Annotated in this window: 20 protein-coding genes and 1 riboswitch; of the genes, 9 read left to right on the top strand and 11 right to left on the bottom strand. The window is 69.5% G+C overall.

The genetic code is table 11. The features are described 5' to 3' along the window. Positions 1–168: 168 nt before the first annotated feature. The gene (locus AB0B66_RS36525) at positions 169–1,320 is read right to left on the bottom strand and encodes a site-2 protease family protein (protein ID WP_360538786.1); all 1,152 of its coding nucleotides are present in this window, start codon (positions 1,318–1,320) and stop codon (positions 169–171) included. Between the two features lie 120 nt (positions 1,321–1,440). On the opposite strand from AB0B66_RS36525, the gene AB0B66_RS36520 reads away from it, so the two are divergent. Both AB0B66_RS36520 and AB0B66_RS36515 read left to right on the top strand, forming a co-directional pair. Next, entirely contained in the window at positions 1,441–2,409 is a 969-nt protein-coding gene (locus tag AB0B66_RS36520; protein ID WP_360538783.1) for a CapA family protein, read from the top strand. Between the two features lie 68 nt (positions 2,410–2,477). Continuing rightward, positions 2,478–2,657, top strand: coding sequence for a hypothetical protein (locus AB0B66_RS36515; protein ID WP_360538780.1), 180 nt, complete (start codon positions 2,478–2,480; stop codon positions 2,655–2,657). A 99-nt stretch (positions 2,658–2,756) separates the two neighbouring features. Here AB0B66_RS36515 and AB0B66_RS36510 read toward each other — a convergent pair whose 3' ends face one another. The 4 genes from AB0B66_RS36510 to mgrA are packed head-to-tail and all read right to left on the bottom strand — an operon-like array spanning position 2,757 to position 6,776. Then, positions 2,757–3,521, bottom strand: coding sequence for a nucleotidyltransferase domain-containing protein (locus tag AB0B66_RS36510; RefSeq protein ID WP_360538777.1), 765 nt, complete (start codon positions 3,519–3,521; stop codon positions 2,757–2,759). Further along, on the bottom strand, positions 3,518–5,014 hold the full coding sequence (locus tag AB0B66_RS36505) for a PQQ-binding-like beta-propeller repeat protein (RefSeq protein ID WP_360538774.1): 1,497 nt from the start codon (positions 5,012–5,014) through the stop codon (positions 3,518–3,520). The genes AB0B66_RS36510 and AB0B66_RS36505 overlap by 4 nt, the downstream gene beginning before the upstream one ends. 59 nt (positions 5,015–5,073) lie before the next feature. Beyond that, complete coding sequence (locus AB0B66_RS36500) at positions 5,074–5,769, bottom strand: nucleotidyltransferase domain-containing protein (RefSeq protein WP_360538771.1); 696 nt, start codon at positions 5,767–5,769, stop codon at positions 5,074–5,076. Next, positions 5,769–6,776, bottom strand: coding sequence for an L-glyceraldehyde 3-phosphate reductase (gene mgrA / locus AB0B66_RS36495; RefSeq protein WP_360538768.1), 1,008 nt, complete (start codon positions 6,774–6,776; stop codon positions 5,769–5,771). The genes AB0B66_RS36500 and mgrA overlap by 1 nt, the downstream gene beginning before the upstream one ends. Before the next feature lie 113 nt (positions 6,777–6,889). On the opposite strand from mgrA, the gene AB0B66_RS36490 reads away from it, so the two are divergent. Then, entirely contained in the window at positions 6,890–7,390 is a 501-nt protein-coding gene (locus tag AB0B66_RS36490) for a hypothetical protein (RefSeq protein ID WP_360538765.1), read from the top strand. A gap of 93 nt (positions 7,391–7,483) precedes the next feature. Here AB0B66_RS36490 and AB0B66_RS36485 read toward each other — a convergent pair whose 3' ends face one another. Together AB0B66_RS36485 and AB0B66_RS36480 are read right to left on the bottom strand one after the other, a co-directional pair. Next, entirely contained in the window at positions 7,484–9,022 is a 1,539-nt protein-coding gene (locus AB0B66_RS36485; RefSeq protein WP_360538762.1) for a tetratricopeptide repeat protein, read from the bottom strand. Between the two features lie 50 nt (positions 9,023–9,072). Further along, positions 9,073–9,654: a dihydrofolate reductase family protein gene (locus AB0B66_RS36480; protein WP_360538759.1), complete on the bottom strand. Its 582-nt coding sequence runs from the start codon at positions 9,652–9,654 to the stop codon at positions 9,073–9,075. A gap of 122 nt (positions 9,655–9,776) precedes the next feature. Here AB0B66_RS36480 and AB0B66_RS36475 point away from each other — a divergent pair, with 122 nt between their 5' ends. Continuing rightward, positions 9,777–10,187 carry a hypothetical protein gene (locus AB0B66_RS36475; protein WP_360538756.1) on the top strand — a complete coding sequence of 137 codons (411 nt, stop codon included), beginning with the start codon at positions 9,777–9,779 and terminating at the stop codon, positions 10,185–10,187. Between the two features lie 101 nt (positions 10,188–10,288). Here AB0B66_RS36475 and AB0B66_RS36470 read toward each other — a convergent pair whose 3' ends face one another. Beyond that, positions 10,289–11,140, bottom strand: coding sequence for a helix-turn-helix transcriptional regulator (locus AB0B66_RS36470; protein WP_360538753.1), 852 nt, complete (start codon positions 11,138–11,140; stop codon positions 10,289–10,291). 103 nt (positions 11,141–11,243) lie between these two features. On the opposite strand from AB0B66_RS36470, the gene AB0B66_RS36465 reads away from it, so the two are divergent. Next, the gene (locus AB0B66_RS36465; protein ID WP_360538750.1) at positions 11,244–11,972 is read left to right on the top strand and encodes an SDR family oxidoreductase; all 729 of its coding nucleotides are present in this window, start codon (positions 11,244–11,246) and stop codon (positions 11,970–11,972) included. A 39-nt stretch (positions 11,973–12,011) separates the two neighbouring features. On the opposite strand, the gene AB0B66_RS36460 is transcribed toward AB0B66_RS36465, so the two are convergent. Continuing rightward, positions 12,012–12,497, bottom strand: a complete 486-nt coding sequence (locus tag AB0B66_RS36460) for a molybdenum cofactor biosysynthesis protein (RefSeq protein WP_360538747.1) — start codon at positions 12,495–12,497, stop codon at positions 12,012–12,014. A 94-nt stretch (positions 12,498–12,591) separates the two neighbouring features. Between AB0B66_RS36460 and AB0B66_RS36455 the strand changes: the two genes are divergently transcribed. Beyond that, the gene (locus AB0B66_RS36455; protein WP_360538744.1) at positions 12,592–13,791 is read left to right on the top strand and encodes a cysteine desulfurase-like protein; all 1,200 of its coding nucleotides are present in this window, start codon (positions 12,592–12,594) and stop codon (positions 13,789–13,791) included. A gap of 44 nt (positions 13,792–13,835) precedes the next feature. Here the strand turns inward: AB0B66_RS36455 and AB0B66_RS36450 are convergent, their stop codons facing one another. Beyond that, a complete protein-coding gene (locus AB0B66_RS36450; protein WP_360538741.1) occupies positions 13,836–17,021 on the bottom strand; it encodes an NACHT domain-containing protein in 3,186 nt (1,061 codons plus the stop codon). 246 nt (positions 17,022–17,267) lie between these two features. Here AB0B66_RS36450 and AB0B66_RS36445 point away from each other — a divergent pair, with 246 nt between their 5' ends. Next, the gene (locus AB0B66_RS36445) at positions 17,268–18,245 is read left to right on the top strand and encodes a zinc-binding dehydrogenase (protein WP_360538738.1); all 978 of its coding nucleotides are present in this window, start codon (positions 17,268–17,270) and stop codon (positions 18,243–18,245) included. Positions 18,246–18,481: 236 nt separating this feature from the next. Continuing rightward, positions 18,482–18,570: riboswitch (glycine riboswitch) on the top strand. A 99-nt stretch (positions 18,571–18,669) separates the two neighbouring features. Continuing rightward, positions 18,670–21,474, top strand: a complete 2,805-nt coding sequence (gene gcvP, locus AB0B66_RS36440; protein WP_360538735.1) for an aminomethyl-transferring glycine dehydrogenase — start codon at positions 18,670–18,672, stop codon at positions 21,472–21,474. A 117-nt stretch (positions 21,475–21,591) separates the two neighbouring features. On the opposite strand, the gene AB0B66_RS36435 is transcribed toward gcvP, so the two are convergent. After that, complete coding sequence (locus tag AB0B66_RS36435; protein WP_120321268.1) at positions 21,592–21,789, bottom strand: DUF5999 family protein; 198 nt, start codon at positions 21,787–21,789, stop codon at positions 21,592–21,594. 175 nt (positions 21,790–21,964) lie between these two features. Here AB0B66_RS36435 and AB0B66_RS36430 point away from each other — a divergent pair, with 175 nt between their 5' ends. Next, entirely contained in the window at positions 21,965–23,167 is a 1,203-nt protein-coding gene (locus AB0B66_RS36430) for a chorismate-binding protein (RefSeq protein WP_360538732.1), read from the top strand. Positions 23,168–23,316 lie beyond the last annotated feature (149 nt).

Here is a 23,316-nt window from a genome sequence, read left to right as displayed (position 1 = left end):
CTCCGGGGTGCAGCAGTCGGTTGCCTGCGAGAAGCCCGCCAGGCTCGATCAGGAGGCCCCGCCAGGTGCGGTCTCCTGGCCGGCACGCCGCCGCCGTCCGCACCTGCCGTAGCCCGCAGGCGTCTCCCCAGCTCAGCTGAGGTGCGGCGTTAACAAGGTGCCCTTCCGCTACGCAGAACGATGGGAGGGTGCCCTTCCTTCGGTCAGGGTGTGGAGGTCGATGGTGCGGGAGAGGTCGGCGGGGGTGAGGAAGCCGACCAGGAGGCCTTGGGAGATGACGAGGCAGGGCAGGCGGGTGGCGGCGACGCGGCGGGCGGCTTCTTCGAGGGGGTCGTCGGGGGACAGGACGGTGAGGCGGTCCAGGGGGAAGCGGACGTCGCGCAGCGTCTTGCCGGCGCGCTGGGCGGGGGACAGGCGGGCCAGGGAGAACAGGGTGACCAGGCCGGCGGGGCGGCCGTCGGGGTCGAGCACGGGGTAGGCGTCGGCGGGGCGGTGCGCGGCGGCGACGGTGATGAAGTCGGCGAGGCGCTGGGTCACGTAGCCGGCGACGGGCGGCGGCGGGGTCATCGCGTCGCGGACCAGGACTCCGGACAGGGCCGAGCGCAGGCGCGCGTCGGCCTGCTCGGCCTGGCCCGCGAACAGCAGGAACCAGCCGAGCAGCACCAGCCACAGGCCGCCGATGTCGGCCAGCCACAGCACCTGCAGCGTGCCGCCCGCGATCATCAGGACGCTGACGACCATGCCCGCCCGCGCGGCCGTGCGGGCGGCGAAGGCCCGGTCACCGCGCCACCACCACAGTGCCGCGCGCAGCACCCGGCCGCCGTCCAGGGGCGCGCCAGGCAGCAGGTTGAACACGGCCAGCACCGCGTTGACCAGCGCCAGCCACGCCAGCGCGACCCAGGCCAGCGGGGCCAGGCCGGTCAGGTAGAGCCCGCCGGCGGCCGCGCCGAACAGGGCCGCCGCACCGAGGCTGGCCAGCGGTCCGGCGAGCGCCACGAGCAGGTCGGCGCGGGCGTGCGGCGGTTCGGACTCCAGTTCGGCCATGCCGCCGAGCAGCCACAGCGTGATCCGGCGCACGCTCACCCCGTAGTGGCGGGCGACGATGGCGTGGCTCAGCTCGTGGGCGAGCAGCGAGCCGAGGAACAGCACGGTGACGGCGAGGGCGACGATCCAGTACGCCCCGGTGGAGCCGCCCGGCGCGCCCGCGGGCAGCACGGCGGTCGCCAGCCCCTGGCCCAGCAGCAGCATGATCAGCAGTACCGACCAGTGCACGCCGACCGGGATGCCGGCGATGGTGCCCAACCGCAGAGTGGGTCGCATGGGCGTCCTCCTGTGCCCCCATCATCCCTCGCCGCGCCCGCTGTCGGGAATCTTGTCGGAACGGCCGGATTTCGCCCGGCAAACCGACCCACAAGATCGCCGGAGGAGCACAATGAGGGCGTGAAGCTCGTCCTGGCGGGGGACACGATGCTCGGCCGCTCCGTGGCGGACCGGCTCACCCTCGGGCACGCCGCGTACGAGGAGATCTTCGCCGAGCAGGTGCGGCAGCTCACCGCCGCGGCGGACCTGTGCGTGGTCAATCTGGAATGCTGCATCTCCGAGCGCGGCGAGCCGTGGCCCGCGCCCGGCAAGCCGTTCTTCTTCCGCGCCCCGCCCCGGGCCGCGGGCCTGCTGGCCTGGCTGGGCGTCGACTGTGTGACCCTGGCCAACAACCACGCCCTCGACTTCGGCCCGGTCGCGCTCGCCGACACCCTCGACCACCTGGACCGGGCCGGGGTCGCCGTGGTCGGCGCGGGCCCCGACCAGGCCAGGGCGCGGGCGTGGCGGCTGCTGGAGGCCGGCGGCGTACGCCTCGGCGTGCTCGGCGTCACCGACCACCCGCAGGACTTCGCGGCCACCGAGGACGGCCCCGGGGTCGCCTTCGCCGACCTGCGCCACGGCGTGCCGGACTGGCTGGCCGGGCTGGTCGCCGAGATGGCCGCGCAGGTCGACGTCGCCCTGGTGACCCCGCACTGGGGCCCCAACATGACCAGCGGCCCCGTCGGGCACGTCCGGCAGGCCGCGACGCAGCTTCTCGCCGCCGGGGCGACGCTCGTCGCCGGGCACTCGGCGCACGTCTTCCACGGCGTGCACGGGCCGGTGCTGTACGACATGGGCGACTTCGTCGACGACTACGCCGTCGATCCCGGCCTGCGCAACGATCTCGGGCTGCTGTTCGAGGTGACCGTGGACGAGCTCGGGCCGGTGTCGGTCGAGGCGGTGCCGCTGGCGCTGGACTTCACCCGGACCCGGTTGGCGATGCCGCACGAGGGGGAGTGGATCAGCTGGCGGTTCGGCAAGGCCTGCGCGGAACTGGGCACCCAGGTCACCACCACCGAGCAGGGCCGGTTGCTGGTGGCACTGCGCTGAGGTTTGCGCTCATGCGCATGTGGACATCCCAGTGTCAGTCAACCCCTACTGACATAACTGGAGTCACGATGTTCGCCATCATCGCCGCGATCTGCTTCGGGCTCGCCCTGCTGCTGGACCTGCTCGGCGAGGGCGTCGAGCCGCTGTTCACCGTCGGCACGCTGTCCCTGCTGGGCTTCCTGTTCGTCGCGCTGCACCTGGCGGGCTTCGCCACCGCCGTGCGCGGCCGCAACTGGCGCCGCCGGTAGCACCCCGCCCGCCCACGCGGGCCCATGAACGCCCGCCTGCGCCGGTCAGGGGCGCAGGCGGGCTCTTTCACGTCCGCAGCGGTTCGCCGAGCAGGCCCGTCAGCGGTCGGCGAGGCGGGCCCGCACGACGAGGTCGTGCAGCGCGTCGTAGGCGGTCGGCGCGGGCGGCAGCGCGGTCGTCGCCTTGGCCTCGGTCAGCTGCTCGCGCAGCCGGACCGTGTCGGCGAGGATCTGCTCCGGGCCGGGCAGCCCTTCGTCGACGCCGAGCCGCCGGTGCTCGCCCTGCCGCTTGGCCGCGATCAGATCCGGCACGTACGGCAGCTTCGCGTCCTCGTGCAGCAGGTTCAGGTCGGCCACGACCTCGCCGGTGCGCATCAGGTGCAGGCCGGTCGCCAGCACCCGCAGCAGGTACAGCGCGGGCTTGAGCTCGCCGGTCTTCGCGAACAGCTTCTCCGACGAGATCGAGAAGCCCAGGTAGTGGTCGGCGTAGCCCGCGTTCAGACAGCCCGGCACCAGCGACAGCAGCTCGGCGTGCAGCGGTGTGGTGCGCACCACCAAGGGCGAGGTGACCTGCTCCAGCACGTCGCCGCTGCGGCCGAGCAGCAGCTTGGCGCACTTGGTCAGGTCGTGGGTGACCAGGTCCAGCTCCACGCCGTGCCGGTCGCCGATGTGGTTGATCGTCGCCGGGCCCTGCCGCAGCCCGGCCAGCTCCGCGATCGGCAGCAGGTGCGCTCCGCGCAGGTCCACATCGGAGTCGACCGAGGCGAAGCCGTACAGGTGAGCGCCGCTGACGGTCGCGAAGACCAGCGGGTACGGCTGCTCGTCGGCGACCTGGCCGGTCCAGGCCGGGATCGTGACCGTCATCGCAGCGCGAGGGCGTGCAGCTGGCCGGCCCGGGTGCCGACGTAGATCACGCCGTTCCAGACCGCGGGCGTCGACTCGATGCACGCGCCCGGCTTGACCTTCCACAGCGGCTTCGGCGCGACCGAGGTGTCGGCGACGTCGAACGCGTACAGCCAGCCCGCGTTGCAGTCACCGATGATCAGCACGTCGTCGATGATGACCGGCGAGCCGTGGCCCATTCCGGGCACGTGGTGCCGCCAGCGGATCTTGCCCGTCTCGCGGTCCACGCCGACCAGGTCCATGGCGTGCGTGCCGAAGATGACGATGTCCTTGTGCAGCGCCGCGGTGCTGTACGTGCCGCCGTTGCGCTCGTCGATCTTCCAGACCAGCGGGTCGTTCGGCTTGCTCGGGTCGAGCTTCATCAGCTGCCCGACGGTCTTGGACCGGGCGTTCTTCTTCTCGTACTCCGAGCCGACGTACAGCATGCCCTGCTCGTCGGAGACGATCGAGCCGTCGGTGTCGTCACCGGTCCAGAAGCGCAGCACCCGCTTGGGCTTCTGCCCGCTCTTCAGGCCGCTGATGTCCCAGCCCTGCACCAGCCCGGCCGAGTTCGCGAAGTAGATGGTGTTGCCGGACACGTTGACCGAGTTCTCCACCGAGAACGTCTTGTGCCCGGCCTCCTTGATCAGCTTGTCGTCCCAGCTCGGGGTGTTCCAGATCAGCTTCGGCTTGACGGTGACCTTGCCGTTGGCGTCGTAGCCCCGGTTGAGCTTCACGATGTGGAACTGGCTGTTCTCGCCGCCCTCGAACAGGTAGTCGTCGATGATGATCGCCGAGCTGTCCCAGTCGTTGTTCCACAGCGTCGGCTTCACCGCGTACGCCGACAGCTTCCACAGCTCCTTGGGCTTGTCGCCGTCGATCGCGATGATGCGGAAGTAGTCGTCGCGCGAACCCGTGTACACCAGCGGGAAGCCGTCCGGGTCGATGGTCACCGAGCCCTTGATGATGTCGTTGGTGGTGAAGTCGGGCAGCAGCCGTTCGCCGGTGGTCGCGTCGAGGAAGTGCACCTTGCCGTCGTACGCCCCGAACACGAGCCAGGTCCTGCCCTCGCGCTCGAACACCGCGGGCTGGCCGGTCCAGCCCATGCCGCACCAGATGCGCTCGCCGTGCTCGTCGACCGACGGCCGGCACATGTTGCCCGACTTCGGGAAGCGCCACAGCTCCTCGGGTTTGGTCTTCGGCATCGGCCCGGAGCCGTGGAACGTGCGCGTCGGGTTGCCCCGGAACGTCAGCAGCCCCGGCACCTTGTCGCCCCACGGCTTGCCCGCCGAGGCGGGGTCGTGCCAGCCGCTGAACGCGGCCGGGGCCGGCTCGGGCGCGCCCGAACCCGACGGCGCGGCCGAACTCGGCGACACGAACGCCGGGTCGTCGGGGGCGGAGTCGCAGGCGGCGACGGCGGTGGCGAGGAGCGCGGCACAGAGCAGCGCGAGGCGGCGGCCGAGGGGTCGGGTCACCGGGCAAGTATCCACAACGACCGTGCCGTGCCGTAAGGCCACCCGATCGGCCGCCGTCGTCACCGAACGGCCGAGTCCAGCCCCTCTTCGCGTACGCCCACCAGGAACTTCTCCACCGCGGCCCGGTCCGGCTCGGCGGGCAGCACGGTGTCCGCCGCCGCCCGCGCCAGGTCCGCGGAGCGCTGCTCGGCCAGCGCCGACACCCGCTCGAACGGCACCTCGCCGCGCTTGACCGACAGCAGCAGCTCCCGCTCGTCGGACACGTCGACCAGCACCTCACCGGTCCGCAGCACGTGCGCCCCGGCCCGCAGCAGCCGCAGCATGTGCATGGCCTGCTTCCAGCGCACCTCGCCGGTGCGCTCCCGGTGCGCCCGCAGCTTCGCGAACTGGTCCGCGGCATAACGACCGTAGGTCTCCGCCGCCCGGCTGGACAGGAAAGCGCCGCGCACCGCCAGCAGCCGCTCGCCGGTCGGCGTGCACAGCTCGACCAGCGGTGACCACAGGCACTCCAGCACCGTCGGATTCGCCGTCAGGGCGAGCGTGCACAGCCGCTCGACCTCCCACGAGAACTGCTCCTCGGCCGGGCCGTCCACGTGCGTGGGCGGCTTGTCCAGGCCCCAGAACAGCCGGGTCGGCGCGACGAACACGCCCCGGCGGTCGGTGTCGGAGGCGGGGCCCGCGAGGCCGTACGCCCGCGAGCCCACCACCACCGACAGGATGCCGTGCTCGACGACGAGCTGATGCGCGTCCAGCACTAGATGACGATCTCCGCCTCGGTGGCGAACTGGTCGATCTCGGTCAGCTCCTCGGCGGTGAAGTCGAGGTTGCCCAGCGCGGCGATGTTGTTCTCCAGCTGGGCCACGCTCGACGCGCCGATGACCAGGCTGGTCATGCGCTCGTCGCGCAGCGCCCAGGCCAGCGCGAGCTGCGCCAGCGACTGCCCGCGCCGCTGGGCGATCGCGTTGAGGCCCTCGACCTTGACCCGGTTGCTTGGGGTCAGCGCGTCCTCGTTGAGGAAGCGGCTGGTCCGGATGCGCGAGTCCGCGGGCACGCCCTGCAGGTAGCGGTCGGTGAGCAGGCCCTGGGCCAGCGGCGAGAACGAGATGCAGCCCGCGCCGACCTCCTCGAGGGTGTCCAGCAGCTGGTCGCGCTCGGTCCAGCGGTTGATCATCGAGTACGACGGCTGGTGGATCAGCAGCGGCGTGCCCAGCGACTTCAGGATCGCCGCCGCCTCGCGGGTCTGCGCCGAGGTGTACGACGAGATGCCGACGTACAGCGCCTTGCCCGCGCGCACGGCCGCGTCCAGCGCGCCCATCGTCTCTTCCAGCGGCGTGTCCGGGTCGAAGCGGTGCGAGTAGAAGACGTCGACGTAGTCCAGGCCCATCCGCCGCAGCGACTGGTCAAGGGACGCGGTCAGGTACTTGCGCGAACCCCACTCGCCGTACGGACCCGGCCACATGTCGTAGCCGGCCTTCGTCGCGATGACCAGCTCGTCCCGGTACGGTTTGAGGTCCGTGGCCAGCATCCGGCCGAAGTTCTCCTCGGCCGCGCCCGGCGGCGGGCCGTAGTTGTTGGCCAGGTCGAAGTGCGTCACGCCCAGGTCGAAGGCGCGGCGCACGATGTCGCGCTGGCGGTCCCAGGGACGCTCGTGGCCGAAGTTGTGCCACAGGCCCAGCGAGATCGCGGGCAGTTTCAGCCCGCTCCGGCCGGTGCGGCGGTAGATCATGGAGTCGTATCGCTTCGGGTCTGCCACGTACGTCATGTGGATCAGCCTAGTCCGCGGGCCTCGCACCCCTGCCTGGTGTTCCGCGTCACCCCCACGGGCCGCGCCCACCTGGCTACGCTGCCGCCACCACGACGACCGAAGGAACCCTCATGCGCAAGACCCTTGGTGTGCTCGCCCTCGGCCTGACCCTGCTGGCCGCGGCTTGTGGCGGCGACCCGGAGCCCGGCGCGGCCCCACCGTCGGCTGCCGCCACCTCGGCGAGCCCGGCCGCGCCGTCAACGGCGCCCACCGCCGGCGGCGACATCGCGGCCGCCTGCACCGCCGCTGACAAGGCAGACGACGACCTGTTCGCGACCCTGGAGACCCTCGGCACGCGGGCCGTCGACGCCGGACGGGTGCAGGCGACGCTGGTCGCGTACCAGAAGAACGCCGAGCTGCTGGCCGAAGCCGCGACCAAGACCGGCGACGCCAAGGTCAAGCCGGCGTTGGAGGCGCTGGCCAAGGCGCGAGGCGACATCGCGGCGTCGTTGAAGACCGTCGGCACCGACAAGAAGAAGCTGATCGCGGCCACCAACACCGCCGCGGACCTGCAGGCCACCGTGGCGATGTGGCGCTACCCCGACGGCCTGTGCGGCGAGTACGCGGGCTGACGCTCCGTCCCGGCCGCGTCGCGAACGCAGTTTCGGGGAAACTGCACGAATCCGGTCCGCGATTGCTGCAGTTTCCCCGAAAGAGCCCACATGTCAGCGGGTCGGGGCGAGGCAGAGGGAGACGACCTGGCTGCCGTCGTGCCAGCCGATCATCAGGGCATGGGCGGTGATCGCCGCGGTTTTGCCGCAGGAGACGGCCTGTGGTCCGTCGGGGCCGGTCGAGGGCAGGGTCATGATGCCGGTGACGCGGTAGACGGCGCGCGCGTCGTCGCAGGCCACGAGCTGCGCCTGGCCTGGGAGCAGGACGCCGGGCCGGGCGGGGCCGCCGTCGGACGACGTCAGGCAGCGGCCGGTCAGCACGTCGGCGGGCGGTGGCGCGGCCGCACCGTCCGGTCGCAGGATCAGCCCGGCGATGACACCGACGGCGACCAGCGCGACGACGACCCGGCCGCCGAACGCGACCGCGGACAGGGCGGTGTACCTGGCCTCGAACCTGCGAGCGCCAGCGTCCGGCTGCCGGGGACCGCGCCGGAGGAAGGCCCGATGCCGCCACCTGCGGTGCAGCCGCGCGGCAGCGCCGAGGACCCGGGCGTACGCCCGCGACGCCGTGACGAAAGCCACGATGACGGCGAACAGGGTGACGCCCGCGGCGACGCCCCGCCCTGCCGGTGTGCTCGCGACCGGCCTGAGCAGCAGTGCGACGAAGGGCACGGCGACGCAGGCCCACGCCACGATCCGGCCGTACTCGGTTCGGGTGGGCAGTCTGCGGACCAGCCGCCGCATCGCGGTCGGCAACCGCGCGTAGGACCACCCCGCGCCGGCGGCCACCAGCACGGCCAGCGCGCCACCGGTGATCCGCTCGGCGCGCGGGCTCCCGGTCAGCAGGACGGCCGCCCAGCACAGCCACGCCAGCACCGCGCCGTCCGCGAGGCGGTGCAGCCAGGCGTACACAGCCTGGCCCAGGTTGCGGTGCAGCAGGTCGTGCTGCGGGTCCTGGGCGAGGGCGTCGATGAGCGTCCGGCCGCCCGCGGTGTAACGGCCCGTCCTGAGCTGCTCGACGGCCAGGTTGTTGCGCGCGGCCACGTGCTGCGGATCGAGCGCCAGCGCCCGCTCGTAGCAGGCCTGCGCGTACGCGGGATCGAACGCCGCCGCGTGGACCCGGCCCAGCGTCAGGTGCGTGTCCGGTACGTCCGGTGCTAGTTCCACGGCCTTGCTCGCGGCCAGATACGCCGACTCGACGCCGACCACGGTCTCGTCCAGCAGCTCGCTGTCGGCGAGCACCACGTGGCAGGCCCAGTTGTCCGGCGCGAGCCGCACCGCCTCCAGCGCCGCCTCCCTCGCCTCCGGCGGGCGGCAGCGATGGCGCAGCGCCGTCGACCGCAGCCGGTGCGCCCAGTCGCTGCTCGGCTCGGCGGCCACGGCCGCGTCGGCGGCCCGCAGCATCGCCCGGTGGTCGCCGCGTTTGCTCTCCACGATCGCCAGCAGGCACAGGGCAGCGGCATTGTCCGGGTGGCGGCCCAGCACCCCGGCCAGGATCTGCCCGGCGGAGTCGGGACGGCCCACCGCCAGCAGGGCCTCGGCTCGCTGCAGGTCGTCGAGGACGTCGTCGCCCTGCGCCACGGGATCGCTCACGACGACGGATTATGCGTGATCTTCAGGCGCGGTGGGGGGCGGTGCGTCGGTCACACCACGTCGTAGCCGAGCATGAGCACGCCGGTGCTGGTCGGGGTGCTGTCGACCAGGCGGAGCCGCTGTGGGCGGGGCATCTCGTTGAACAGCCGCTTGCCGGTGCCCAGCAGCAGCGGGTGCAGGAACAGCCGGTATCCGTCGACGAGATCCTGCCTGATCAGCTCCTGCACGAGCACCCCGCTGCCCAGCACGGCGATCACCCCGTCGCCCTGCGCCTTGAGGTCGCGCATTGACTGAGCCAGGTCGCCCTGAAGGACCGACGCACCGGGCCAGTCCACGTGGGTCAGGGTTCGGGAGGCGACGTGTTTGGGGGTGGCGTTGAGGTGGGCCGCCATCGGGTTCTCGTCGGTCTGGGTGGGCCAGAACGCGGCCATCTTCTCGTAGGTCCGCCGCCCGAACAGGTACGCCGTCGTGCCTTTGAGCCCTTCGCCCGCCGCCGACGCCTGGACCTCGTCGAAGTACGGCGCGGCCCAGCCGCCGTGCTCGAAGCCGCCGTCGCGGTCCTCGTCCGGGGACCCGAGGCTCTGCATGACCCCGTCCAGGGTCACGAACTCGATGACCATCAGCTTGCGCATACGTTTCTCCCTGCCGCTCGCGGCCGACCGCGCCGGCCCGTCTCCTTCTGTACGAACGAGCGGCCGCCCGATCGACAGCACGACTCCTGCGCATGTGGATGGACCGGCTTACGCTTCCGGGCATGAGGGCGAGAACCGCGGTGGCCGCGTTCATCGCGGCCACGGGGATCGTGATCGCCGTCGGGGTCTTCCTGGCGACGCGTGACACCCCCGGCCAGGCGACACCGGAGGCGGCGGTCACCGAGTACGTGGCCGCGCTCCAGGCCGAGGACCGAGACCGGCTGCGGCTGCTCGCCCATCCGCGCAGCGATGCCGCGGCCGAGATCGACAGCAGGCTGGCCCAACTCGGCGGGCCTGCGCTGAGCGTCACCCAGTGGACGATCTCCGCCACGGAGTCGGACGCGACCAAGGCCGCGAAACTGTCCGGGACTCTCGACGGCGCGCCGTACCAGACGACGATCTGGCTTCAGACCTGCGACGACCGCTGGTGCGTATCCATGGGCCCGTCCAAGGACGGGACACCCAAGCCGTGACCCCGCTGCACTTTCCAGGAAACTGCAGCAATCGCCACTCCTGATCCTGCAGTTTCCTTGAAAGTGCAGGGAAACCGCGGAACCCCGGGTGGGGAGGGGAGTCAGGCGAGGTGGTCCGCGGGCCATTGGGTGCCGACGACGTTGAGGAGTTTGAGCGCGTCGGCGGACGGGCTGCCGGGGGCGGCGGTGTAGACGATCAGGCGCTGGCCGTGGCCGGCGACGTCGAGGACCTCGCACTCCAGGGTCAGTTCGCCGATCACGGGATGGCGGACGTGTTTGGTCGTCGAGCCGCGCCGGACGTACACCCGCAGCTGTTCCCACCGCCGGACGAACTCCGGGCTGGCCGCGCGCAGCCGGGCGATCAGGCCGTGGATGCCGGGGTCCTGCGGATACTGGGCGGCGGCCGCGCGCAGTTCGGCGACGCACTCGTCGGCGAACGCGGACGACTGCGGATCGGCCAGCGCGATCGCGCTCAGCTCGCTGCCGAACATGTTCCACAGCATGTTGCGGCGGCCGGGCGGCCAGGTCGTCGGGTCGCCGAGCAGGGCGGCGGCCATCGGGTTCCAGGCGAGGATCTCGTACTTGACGTCGATGACGTACGCGGGGGTGTCGTCGAGCCGGTCGAGCAGGTGCAGGATGCCCGCGGGCACGTCGGGGCTGGGGCCGGTTGGCGGGGCGGGCAGCTCGCCGGACAGGTGGTACAGGTGCGCGCGTTCGTCGTCGGACAGTCGCAGGGCGCGGGCCAGCGCGGACAGCACCTGCCGCGACGGGCGTGGCCCCCGGGCCTGTTCCAGCCGCGTGTAGTAGTCGACCGAGATCCCGGCGAGCCGGGCCGCCTCCTCGCGCCGCAGGCCGGGTGTGCGCCGTCGGGCCCCGGCGGGCAGGCCTACGTCGCCGGGCTGCACGCGGGCGCGTCGGCTCTGCAGGAACTCGGCGAGCTGGCGGCGATCCATGCCGTCATCATGCGCCGGGTGGGCGGCGGCCATCCAGGGACCGCCGGTCCCTGGTTCAGCCGTGCTCTCCTCATCGCCTGGGGCATACCGCAGGCTCGGCGGCATGAGCGAAGCGAAGGTCGCCCTCGTGACGGGGGCCAACAAGGGAATCGGGTACGAGATCGCGCGGGGGCTCGGCCTGGCCGGGGTGACGGTGCTGGTCGGGGCGCGTGACGCGGAGCGCGGCGCGGCTGCGGCCGAGAAGCTGGCCGCCGAGGGGATCACCGTGACGGTACTGGAGCTGGACGTGACCGATCCGGTATCGGTGTCGGCGGCCGCGGCGCGGATCGAGCTGGCGCACGGCCGCCTCGACATCCTGGTCAACAACGCGGGCATCCTGCTCGAACGCGGCCAGCGGCCCAGCACGATGCCGGTCGAGGTGCTGGAGCGGACCTTCGCCGTCAACGTGTACGCCGTGGTGCGGGTGACCAACGCGCTGCTGCCGCTGCTGCGGCGCGCCCCGGCGGGGCGGATCGTCAACCTGTCCAGCGGGCTGGGCTCGCTCGCGCTGACCAGCGATCCGGATGGGCCGTACGCGCCGTTCCCGCTGCTGGCGTACAACGCCTCGAAGAGCGCGCTGAACTCGGTCACCGTCTCCTACGCCAACGAGCTGCGCGGCACGGCGATCAAGGTGAACGCGGCCGATCCCGGCTACTGCGCGACCGACCTCAACGGGCATGCCGGACCGCGTACCCCGGCGCAGGGCGCGGCTGTCGCGGTGCGGCTCGCCACGCTGCCCGACGACGGCCCGACCGCGGGCTTCTTCAGCGAGGACGGCCCCGAACCCTGGTGAGAACCGCGGGCGCAGGCGGTCCGCGACGGGCCGCCCGCGCTACGCCTGGGGAATGGGGGCGATCGAGACCTCGACCGGGCCGACGCGCAGGATGCCGTCGTCGAGCGGTGTGCAGCGGATGCCGCCATGGCCGCGCAGCGCCCGCCAGGCGCCGGGGCCGATGGTCACGTCCATCCAGGCGCAGGGGTGCGCCGGTCGGTTGACGCGCAGCCGCACCGGTCCGTCGCCGGAGTCGAGCACCAGCACCGAGCCGACCAGGTCGTCGACGGCGATGCCGCTGGTCAGGATGTTGCGCCGGACGTGGGTCAGGTCCGCGCCGGGCGGCAGCGACTCCTGCGCGATCACGGTCACGCTCGCGTCCCGGTGCGCCTGCCTGCCGAAGTACCGGTCCCCGACGATGCCGAGCTGTGCCCGGATCCGCACCTGCTCGACCAGCTCACCCGGTGGCTCGGGCGAGGGCCCGTCCGCGGGCCGCCCCTGAAACCGCCGCACCCCCGACGCCAGCAGCTGCACGATCTCGGCCACCAGCCCACCTTACGACCTGCGGCTACGCCCGTGGCGTGGACACCGGCCGTTTGGATCATGACGGGGGAGCGGGCGGGTGGTTAGGGTGGCGGGCATGGCGTTCGACATCGCGCGGGCTCGCGCTGCATACCCGGCTCTGGGTGAGGGTTTCCGGCACTTCGACGCGGCCGCTGGCTCGCTGGTCGCGGAGCCGGTCGCGCAGGCGGTCGACGCCGTCTACCGGGGTGCGGTGGCCAACCGCAGCGACGCGTTCGCGCCCGGCCGGCGCGCGATCGGGATCGTCGCCGACGCTCGCCGCGCGGTCGCCGACCTGCTCGGTGCGGACCCGGCCGGGGTGGTCTTCGGCAACAGCGCGACGTCGCTGGTCTACCTGGTGGCCCGTACGCTCGGCCAGTCGTGGGGGCCGGGCGACGAGGTGGTCGTTTCGCGGCTCGACCACGACTCGAACGTGCGCCCGTGGGTGCAGGTCGCCGAGGAGCAGGGCGCGACCGTGCGCTGGGCCGAGTTCGACCCGGCCACCGGTGAGCTGCCGACCTGGCAGTACAAGGACCTGGTCAACGACCGCACCCGGCTCGTCGCGGTGACCGCGGGCAGCAATGCGATCGGCACCCGGCCGGACGTGCCCGCCATCGCCGCGATCGCGCACGCCGCCGGGGCGCTGGTCTTCGTGGACGGCGTGCACGCGACGCCGCATCAGCCGACCGACGTCGCGGCGCTCGGCGCGGACTTCTACGTGACCAGCGCGTACAAGTGGTCCGGCCCGCATCTTGCCGCGTGTGCGGCGGACCCCGCGCTGTGGGCGGGCATGTTCCCGGCGAAGCTGCGCCCGTCCAGCGACGCCGTGCCGGAGCGCTTCGAGTTCGGCACGCCGAGTTTCGCGTCCCTGGCCGGGGTCACCGCCGCCGTCGACCACCTGGCGGGTCTCGACCCGGCCGCGACCGGATCCCGGCGCGAGCGCCTGCTGATCTCCCTGACCGCGGTACGCGACTATGAGGCGGAGCTGTTCGCCCGGCTAGTGGACGGGCTCGCCTCGATCGACGGGGTGTCGCTGTGCCCGGCCCCGGCCGACCGGTGCCCGACAGTGTCGTTCCGGGTCGGGTCGACGCACCCGGCCGAGACGTCCAAGGCGCTCGGCGACGCGGGGATCTGCGCGTTCGCCGGGGACTACTACGCGTGGGAGTACTTCCACACGATGGGCCTGCGGGACTCGGGCGGCGCGGTGCGGGCGGGTATCTACCACTACACCACGGCGGCGGACATCGACGCGTTGCTAAGTGCTTTGTCGAACCATTAAGGCAGCGGGATCCAATGCTCTATGAATAAACGGTGCTCACTGTCTTATTCCGCTCTGATGCGTTGAATGGCTCTTGAGAAGTCGACCTTCCTCTCGGCCCAAGATGTGATTAGTCGTCGGTTGTCAACTTCGAGATCAAGCGAGCTTAAGGAGTCACGCATTGTAAAGTACATTCCTTCTTCCATGCGGGCAATAAATGCCATTTCTAATGGCTGCAGTGGTCCTAAATCGAGAAACGCGACCTGATCTTCGCTTTCGTCGATGAGTTCCCAGATCTCATGCTCGATTATTGCACCAAGAAGAACCGACGCACCTAAAATCACGTCGTTGTCAAACTTCATCTTGGCGGCGTCGCGTCTACGGGCCAGCTCATCAGGAGGCGATCCATGTACGGCTCGGAAATATGGTCGAATGATGGACTCGCCGAGCAGCCTCTCGCCAGTGTAGTGAACCGCGCCGAAGAACGGCGGAGTCAATGCGTTCAAACGCAGCTTTTGTCCAAGAACACTCATAGACCTCTCGACGTCGGGCCATAGGCCGTCATCGAGATCTCCAAGCAGGAAGTCTCTCAGGAGAGATATAGCTGCCGGCTCCTCTATCTGACTTTGAAGATCTTCATGTGTAATGAGCGGCCTGTCTGTAAGTAAAGCCTCAATTGGACATGCTTCTGCGAACGAAGTCCGAGTAATGAGTCGATGCCGCCAGGCCGTCAGTGCAGCCCGAAAATTGGGTACCGACCAGTCTTTTAGCTTCCGTGAAACAAGCCCCAGAGTGGACCTCTCTCGCAATGCGGAGAGGGAACATTCAAGCAGATGGTCGTGTAGCTGATAGTCGATTCGATTCTCGGCGATGAATATCAGGCGATCTACGTTTCCCAGTAGGACAAACGCCTGCGCGCCGTAAGCGATATTCGCCGATCTCATCATGCGAATGCAACACTGAGTGAATTCGTCAACAGCTAACGTAGACGTGTCTGCGTGACTATGGAGGCCGATTAGTAGGGGGTCTAGCAGGTCCTCGGCGTCGAGCACGTCTTCTCCATCGTCGCCTAGCCGTGTGCCGCTTGTTTCAGCGAAGGCGAGGTACCCGAACCCGCCGCCCTCGGTAAGCAAGTAATTTGATGGATAGCCTGAGAGCATCTGGCCCGCGACAGCTAGCTTTGTGCAAGCGCTAATGACCATACGGCAGACTGCGGGGCTCGGAGATAGCACGTCGAGATATCGAGACAAAAAGTAGGCGACGTTGTAGCGATGCTCCAGAAGTGCCGACTCGTCCTCTACGAGTTTACAGCCCATCGTAAAGATTGCATCCGTGCCGCCATCGTATAGTCCGTCAAGAATCTGTATGGCCACTTGGGCCACAACGTCCCATTCTCCTCTACGAATCGCAGGCATGAGGACGGACCAAAGTAGTTTAGGGCTCGGATGTTTCCTGACTAGTTCAATTGACGCGAAATACTCAAGGAAAGTTTGATGGGTAAATTTATAGATGCGTCCGCCACTCTCCTTCGTGCCGATGTCGGTAAGCACCCAAGCCCTACCTCGCCAAGATTTCATTAATTCGTGGGCTTCGTCCGTGGCTTGCTCGATAGTTTCAAAGCGGCGCCCCAGCCAGTGGTTGGCAATCCGTTGCTCTAGCTTCTTTTCTGACACGCCCTCTGCGAGCTTGCTATCCGTGAAGATCCAGAGCGCCACATCCTGCAATGCTGTGCGTGCGTCAGACCTGAGGATCTTCACGCTGGAAATGCCCCGGCTTGCGTCCCACCGATCGAAGAGCATTCTTGAGCACTGCTCGTAGAGTTCTGCGCGACTACGTGGAATTGATCTTTCGCCGCGATATACATTGCACAGGAGCCCCAGCATTAGTGCGTTGCGTCGGAGGTCGCGGATGGACTCCGACTCTTTCAAAAAGGCGATAGCGACTGAACTTCGCTCACTTGGGGTCAAAGCTCTGTCCAGACCAAACCACGACTGGGCATAGGTCTCAACGTCACGCTCGCTAAATGGCAGAAGTGACGCCACTTTGAAGATTTTTGGGCTTAGGGGAGCTTCTCGATAACCTACAATTCGGGATGTGACCATCATATGGGCGGTGGGATATGAAGCGGAGAAAGCCTCAATAGATTGGGTGATCTCGCGCCGACGATGCGTCTCTATAAGCTCATCGAGGCCGTCAAAAATGACTATCGCTCGCCCTGATGCCAGTAGGTACTCAATTACCGATCGAGATGTGGCTAAGTGGAGTTCTTCGCGTATGGCACTGACCAAATAGTCGACTAGAGAGCAATTCTTCGAACGTTTCTGTTCTTCATAACGCCGAAGTGTAACCACGAACGGAACTTGCGCCAGCATTGAGTCTTCACCCTGCGCTTCGCCTGCAAGGTCATTTGCGACTCGCTGCACCAGTGTCGATTTTCCTGCCCCGGGGTCACCGAGGACGACGAGGCGGTATGTATGTAGTTTTAACTGCGTCAGTGATACGAAAGACGGATCGCGTTCAATTGGATCGCTCTCTCGAATTCCGAATTGCTGAGGATACTCGGGATCGAAACGTGGGGTAACATAAATGTCTTCTAGCGAAACGCGCTTCTGCGCGTCGAAATCCGCGGGCGATATTTCGTCGGTGGTAGCTCGGAGCACGCGGCAATATTCGGACGCGAATTGCACCACCTCTGCATAGACGGCATAATTGCATTGTTCTATGGTGCGTGTTTGGTCAGCTACTGCCTTTAAGCGGCCGGCAAGTAGTTCAATGTTTGCCTGTTGCCTAACGAGAACATATTCGTCTTGGTCATTCTTGCGCAAAGTTGTCATTGCGGCATTGATTGAGATCGAAAGTGTCGATATTAGGTCAGTGGCGTATGGTCCGGCGTTCGCGGCTTTAAGATCCAGGCGCAGCCTAAGCATCGCGGACATCTGTTCGATCAGGAAGTTGCGTACTCTGTCGAGCTCGTTGGAAATTACCGCAACTGCAACAGTGCGAGCAATATTGCGGAACTCCGCAGAATGCAGAAACTTTGCAACATGGGTACGATTCTCGTCGTTGATAAACATACTCAGACGAGAGAGATACTCAATCGCGTTCGATTCGATTCGGCCGGAGATTGTTTTGATGTTGCGTGCGGTATCCCGCTTTGCGCGATCGGACTTCGTGGATTTCCAGTGCGCGACAATGCCCTTGACTGCCTCGACGGCTAGACCGGCAAGTAGATTGGGACTTACTGGATCCATTTGGGCCTCGTTCTATCGTGCGCGGCAGGGCAACACAAGATTGGTTTCAAGTTCCGATCGAGAACTCGCACCAAATGTTAGATGAACTGCCGTCGGGTGAGAAGCTGGGCGTTAGTGGCGCTGTCGCGTTAGTCGGCTTGAGCTTGCTGGCTGTATTCGGCCTGAAGCAGCCCGCGTGCCAAACTTGACTTCAAGCGTGCTTGAACTTCTAGCGTTGCTGACAAGCGCCTACAACGGGAGCAGCCAATGCACGCCATCCGCCAGTACGAATTCGGCTCCGCCGCGACCCTTCGCTACCAACAGGTGGCCGACCCGGTACCCGGCGGGGGACATGTAACTATCGAGGTCGAGGCGGCGGGCGTACACCTGATCGACACGACGATCCGCTCCGGCAGCCCAGGGCCGTTCCCGCCGCCGCAGCTGCCGATGACGCCGGGCCGCGAGGTCGCCGGCCGGGTAGGCGGCATCGGGCCGGGCGTCGACCGGGCCTGGCTGGGCCGGCGCGTGGTCGCGCACCTGGGCACGACCAGCGGCGGGTACGCCACGCGCGCGGTCGCCGCCGTCGCCTCCCTGCACGAGATCCCCGAGCAGCTCAGTGCCCCGGCCGCGGTGGCGATGATCGGCACCGGCCGGACCGCGGTCGGTGTGCTGCGCCTGGCGCGCCTGACCGAGGCCGACGCGGTGCTGGTCACCGGCGCGGCGGGTGGCCTGGGCACGCTGCTCGTGCAGGCGGCGCAGCGGGCCGGGGCGCTGGTCGTGGGGGCGGCGGGCGGCCCGGACAAGGTGGCCCGGGTCCAGCGCAACGGAGCCGACATCGCCGCCGACTACCTGGACCCGGGCTGGGCCGACAAGGTGCGTGCCGAACTGGGTGAGCGCGACCTGACCGTGGTCCTCGACGGCGTCGGCGGCGAGCAGGGCCGCGCGGCCCTGGAACTGCTCGCCCCGCTCGGCCGCTTCCTGATCTTCGGCGGGTCCGCGGGCGCGCCGACCCAGCTCACGACCCAGGACCTGTACGCCCGGGGCATCATCGCCTCGTCGGCGATCGGCCCGGCCATGCTGAAGGTAGCGGGTAGCCTGCGCCCCCTGGAGGAGCAGGCCCTGCGCGACGCCGCCGAGGGCTGGCTCACCCCGGCGATCACCACCTTCCCGCTCGCCGAAGCCGCTCGCGCCCACACCGCCGTGGAGACACGCGCGACTGTTGGCAAGGTCGTCCTGATCCCCTGATCCGCCCGCGCACCTGACCGCGCGAGGTCTCACCGGCCACGTCGCGCTTCGGTGCGGGCGTGTCCCACACCATGATCATTCGACTTGCCGGGCACATGTGTATGGGTGCGCAAGATACGCACAGGTGCCTGGCAAGGCGAGCGATCATGGGGCGGTCGGCGGCCAGCCGACCGGCGTGGGGAGTGGTGTGGGTTACGGTGTCGGGGCACACGTGCTGGTAGCGTGGGCGGTGCCGGCACACCCGTGTGGGAGAGTCCGCGTAAAGCGGCGCCGAAGGGGCAATTCCTCCCCGGAACCTCTCAGGCACCCGAACCGTACGGGCATGGCGACTCTGGAGCGGCGCGACCCGCCGTGGCGAGGCTCATGAGCATCGCCCGTGACAGAGGGGGAGGGCTATCCATAGTCCTCGACCCCGGAGCACACATTGAGCGCCTTCGTAGAACGCCACATCGGTCCCGGTTCAGACCAGACCGAGAGCATGCTCAACGCCATCGGCTACTCCTCGATCGAGGAGCTGATGGACGCGGCCATCCCCGAGGTGATCCGCTGGCACGGCGCGCTGGACCTCCCGGCCGCCGCGACCGAGGCCGAGACCATCGCCGAGCTGCGCGCCTTCGCCGACCGCAACACGGTCGCCACCTCCATGATCGGCCTGGGCTACTACGGCACCCACGTGCCCGGCGTGATCAAGCGCAACGTGCTGGAGAGCCCGGCCTGGTACACGGCCTACACGCCGTACCAGCCGGAGATCAGCCAGGGCCGGCTGGAGGCCCTGCTCAACTTCCAGACCGTGGTCACCGACCTCACCGGCCTGGCCACCGCCAACGCCTCCATGCTCGACGAGGGCACCGCCGCCGCCGAGGCGATGACGCTGGCCCGCCGTTCGTCGAAGAGCAAGAGCAACGTGTTCGTCGTCGACGCGGACACGCTGCCGCAGACCATCGACGTGATCGCCACCCGGGCCGAGCCGCTCGGCATCGAGGTCCGCGTGCTCGACCTGGACGCCGAGGAGCTGCCCGAGCAGTTCTTCGGCCTGCAGCTGCAGTACCCGGGCGCGTCCGGCGCGCTGCGCGACCACGCCGCCCTGATCGAGACCGCGCACGCCCGCCAGGCCCTGGTCTCGGTGGCCGCGGACCTGCTGGCGCTGACCCTGGTCCGCGCCCCGGGCAGCATCGGCGCGGACATCGCCTGCGGCAGCGCCCAGCGCTTCGGCGTGCCGATGGGCTTCGGCGGCCCGCACGCCGGCTACCTCGCGGTGCGCGCCGGTCTGGAGCGCTCGCTGCCCGGCCGCCTGGTGGGCGTCTCCAAGGACGCCGATGGCACCCGCGCGTACCGGCTCGCCCTGCAGACCCGTGAGCAGCACATCCGGCGGGAGAAGGCGACCAGCAACATCTGCACCGCGCAGGTGCTGCTCGCCGTCATGGCCAGCATGTACGCCGTCTACCACGGCCCGGACGGGCTGCGGAAGATCGCCCGGCACGCGCACGACAGCGCGAGCCGCCTGGCGGTCAGCCTGCTCACCGGCGGCGTCGAGGTCGCGCACACCGCGTTCTTCGACACCGTCACCGCGGTCGTGCCGGGCCGCGCGCAGACCGTGGTCGCCGCCGCCGAGCGCGACGGGATCAACCTGCGCCTGGTCGACGCCGACCGGGTGAGCGTGTCCTGCGACGAGACCACCACGGTCGCGCACCTGAAGGCGGTCTGCGCCGCGTTCGGCGTGGCCCTGGCCGAGCCGCGCCAGGCCACCGCGATCCCGGCGGAGCTGGCCCGCGACACCGAGTTCCTCACCCACGAGGTGTTCTCCAGCCACCACAGCGAGACGGCGATGCTGCGCTACCTGCGCCGCCTGTCGGACCTCGACTACGCGCTGGACCGGGGCATGATCCCGCTGGGCTCGTGCACCATGAAGCTCAACGCCACCACCGAGATGGAAGCGGTCACCTGGCCCGAGTTCGGCCAGCTGCACCCGTTCGCGCCGCAGCACCAGACCGCCGGCTACCGCGACATGATCGCGCAGCTGGAGGGCTGGCTGGCCGAGGTCACCGGGTACGACGCGGTCAGCGTGCAGCCGAACGCCGGTTCGCAGGGCGAGCTGGCCGGCCTGCTGGCGATCCGGGCGTACCACCGCGCCAACGGCGAGGCCCACCGCGACGTGTGCCTGATCCCGTCCAGCGCGCACGGCACCAACGCGGCCAGCGCCGTGATGGCCGGCATGCGCGTGGTCGTGGTGGCCTGCGACGACTCCGGCAACGTGGACCTGGTCGACCTCGACCGGGCGATCGACTCCCACCGCGACGACCTCGCGGCGATCATGGTCACCTACCCGTCGACGCACGGCGTGTACGAGACCGGCATCGCCTCGCTGTGCGCCAAGGTGCACGAGGCCGGCGGTCAGGTGTACGTCGACGGCGCGAACCTCAACGCGCTGGTCGGCTTCGCCAAGCCGGGCAAGTTCGGCGCGGACGTGTCGCACCTGAACCTGCACAAGACGTTCTGCATCCCGCACGGCGGCGGCGGTCCTGGCGTCGGCCCGGTGGCCGTGCGCTCGCACCTGGCCCCGTACCTGCCGGGCACCAAGGACGTGTCGGCGATCAGCGCGGCCCCGCACGGCAGCGCCGGCATCCTGCCCATCCCGTGGGCGTACCTGCGCATGATGGGCCCGGACGGCCTGGCGGCCGCGACCGGCACCGCGGTGCTGGCGGCCAACTACGTCGCGGCCCGGCTGAAGGAGCACTACCCGGTGCTGTACAGCGGCAACAAGGGCCTGGTCGCCCACGAGTGCATCCTCGACCTGCGGCCGATCACCAAGGCCACCGGCGTGACCGTGGACGACGTGGCCAAGCGCCTGATCGACTACGGCTTCCACGCCCCGACGATGTCGTTCCCGGTCGCCGGCACCCTGATGGTGGAGCCGACCGAGAGCGAGGACCTGGGCGAGCTGGACCGCTTCGTCAACGCGATGATCTCGATCCGCCGCGAGATCGACAAGGTCGGCGCGGGGGAGTGGCCGGCCGATGACAACCCGCTGGTCAACGCGCCGCACACGGCGTCGATGGTGACCGGGGACTCCTGGGACCACGCGTACCCGCGCTCGGTCGCGGCCTACCCGGGTCTGGGGAGCGCGTCGGAGCGCGCCGGAAAGTACTGGCCGCCGGTCCGGCGCATCGACGGCGCCTTCGGGGACCGGAACCTGGTGTGCTCGTGCCCGCCGCCGGAGGCGTTCGCCTGAGGCCTGCTGCCGCCGGCCCGGGGAGGCGTCCATACGACGCGGGCTTCGGGCCGGCTCGGCGGGTGTTTTACTGATCTTCGGGGCGCTTCGTCGCGCCCCGGGTCTTCGCCGTTAGGGTCAGGCCATGGCGTGCACCGCGGGACCGCGGTGCGGAGCGATGCTCGACCCGTCGGGGAGCAGCTCGCCGGTGTCCTCGAAAACGATGACGCCGTTGCAGAGCAGGCTCCAGCCCTGCTCAGGGAAGGACGCGACGACCTTGGCAGCGTCGTGGTCGATCGCGTCGGCTGAGGGGCAGACCGGTTGGTGCTGGCACAACATCGGGGTTCTCCGCGATTCGGTTAGGGGTGGTGGCGTTGGAAGCTCGATCTGAGACCGTCCGTCGCCGGTGTGCTGTCGATCACAACAGTGACGCACGCTACCAAGCCGAACGAGCCTTTTACGAGCAGGTAACGCAGGGCCTTTCTAGATATCAACCTTTCGGACGAGCGGAATGAAGCCGGTCGGTCTAGCCCCCACCCACGGGACGGCCAGGGATATTCCCGGCATTCCGGCGACCTGCCGTGACCAGGCATGGGAACGCTCCCGGCTGGAGTGGCGTGTGGGCGATCCGGGCGATCCGGCCACGCTGGTGGAGAACTTCCTGGCCCGGCACGGGCTGCCGGTCGGCGATCTGTCCGGGCCGTGCCTGGCGGGGCTGGCCCATGACGTCTGCGGCGCCGCGCTGTTCGTCTCCGCGGCGGGCGGGGCCGCCATGATCGGCGGCTGCCTCGGGGCGCCCAGCCCCGCGCCGGCCGTGCCGGACGTGGTCGTCGTGGTATACGAACACACGGCAAACCTACGCCTCCAGGAGCCGTCCGCGGGCGACCTCGGCCGAACGGTGGGCGCGTGGCGGCTCGGCCCGTGGCGGCCCTCCTGGAGCCCTTCGCGCCATGCCGAGGCGGTGGAGTCGGTCCGCGAGGCCATCGCCCGCGGTGACGTTTACCAGGTCAACATGGTCGGCCACGCCGCCGCCCAGTACCACGGGGACCCGCTGCCCGCGCTGCGCCGGGTGACTCGGCTGGCCGGTGCGCGGTATGCGGGAATCCTTCAGGGCGACGGCTGGGCGATCGGCTGCGCCTCCCCGGAGACCCTGCTGGAGGTCCGCGGCGGGCACGCGGTCACCCGGCCCATCAAGGGCACCACGCCGGCCACCGAGGCCGGCCGGGTCGAGCTGCTCTCCTCGCCCAAGGAGCGCGCCGAGCACGTCATGATCGTCGACCTGCAGCGCAACGACCTCTCGCACGTCGCGCAGACCGGCACGGTGCGTGTGCCCGAGCTGTTCGCCGTACGCCGCTGGGCCGACCTGTGGCAGGCCGAGTCGGAGGTGACCGCGCTGCTGCGGCCCGGCACCGGGCTGGCGGAGCTGCTCCAGGCGATCTGCCCCGGCGGTTCGGTCACCGGCGCGCCCAAGCTCGCCGCGCTGCGTGAGATCGCCGCCCTGGAGCCGGTCGGCCGCGGCGTCAGCATGGGCGCGTTCGGCTGGATCGGCCCCGACGGCATCGACCTCGGCCTGACCATCCGCACGGTCGCCGCCGACGGCCAGGACCTGCACGTCTGGGCGGGCGGCGGCATCACCATCGACTCCGACCCCGCCGCCGAGGTCGCCGAGGCCGCCGCCAAGGCCGCCCCGGTCCGCGCCGCCCTGCAGGGCTGATCTGACCCACCCGGTGCCCGGCACCGCCCCCCGCCGCCGCCCCCCGCCGCCGCGTCCCGCCGCCCAGCGCCGCGTCCCGCCCGTCATAGACGTTGGGCAAAATACGCGGATTTGCCGGGGTAGGGGGAGAAGAGCAATGGCCACCGCGA

Source organism: Catellatospora sp. NPDC049111, from assembly GCF_040648615.1.
Lineage (GTDB): Bacteria > Actinomycetota > Actinomycetes > Mycobacteriales > Micromonosporaceae > Catellatospora > Catellatospora aurea.
Note: the sequence above shows the minus strand (reverse complement) of the source record. Positions and strands in the feature narration are given on the sequence as shown.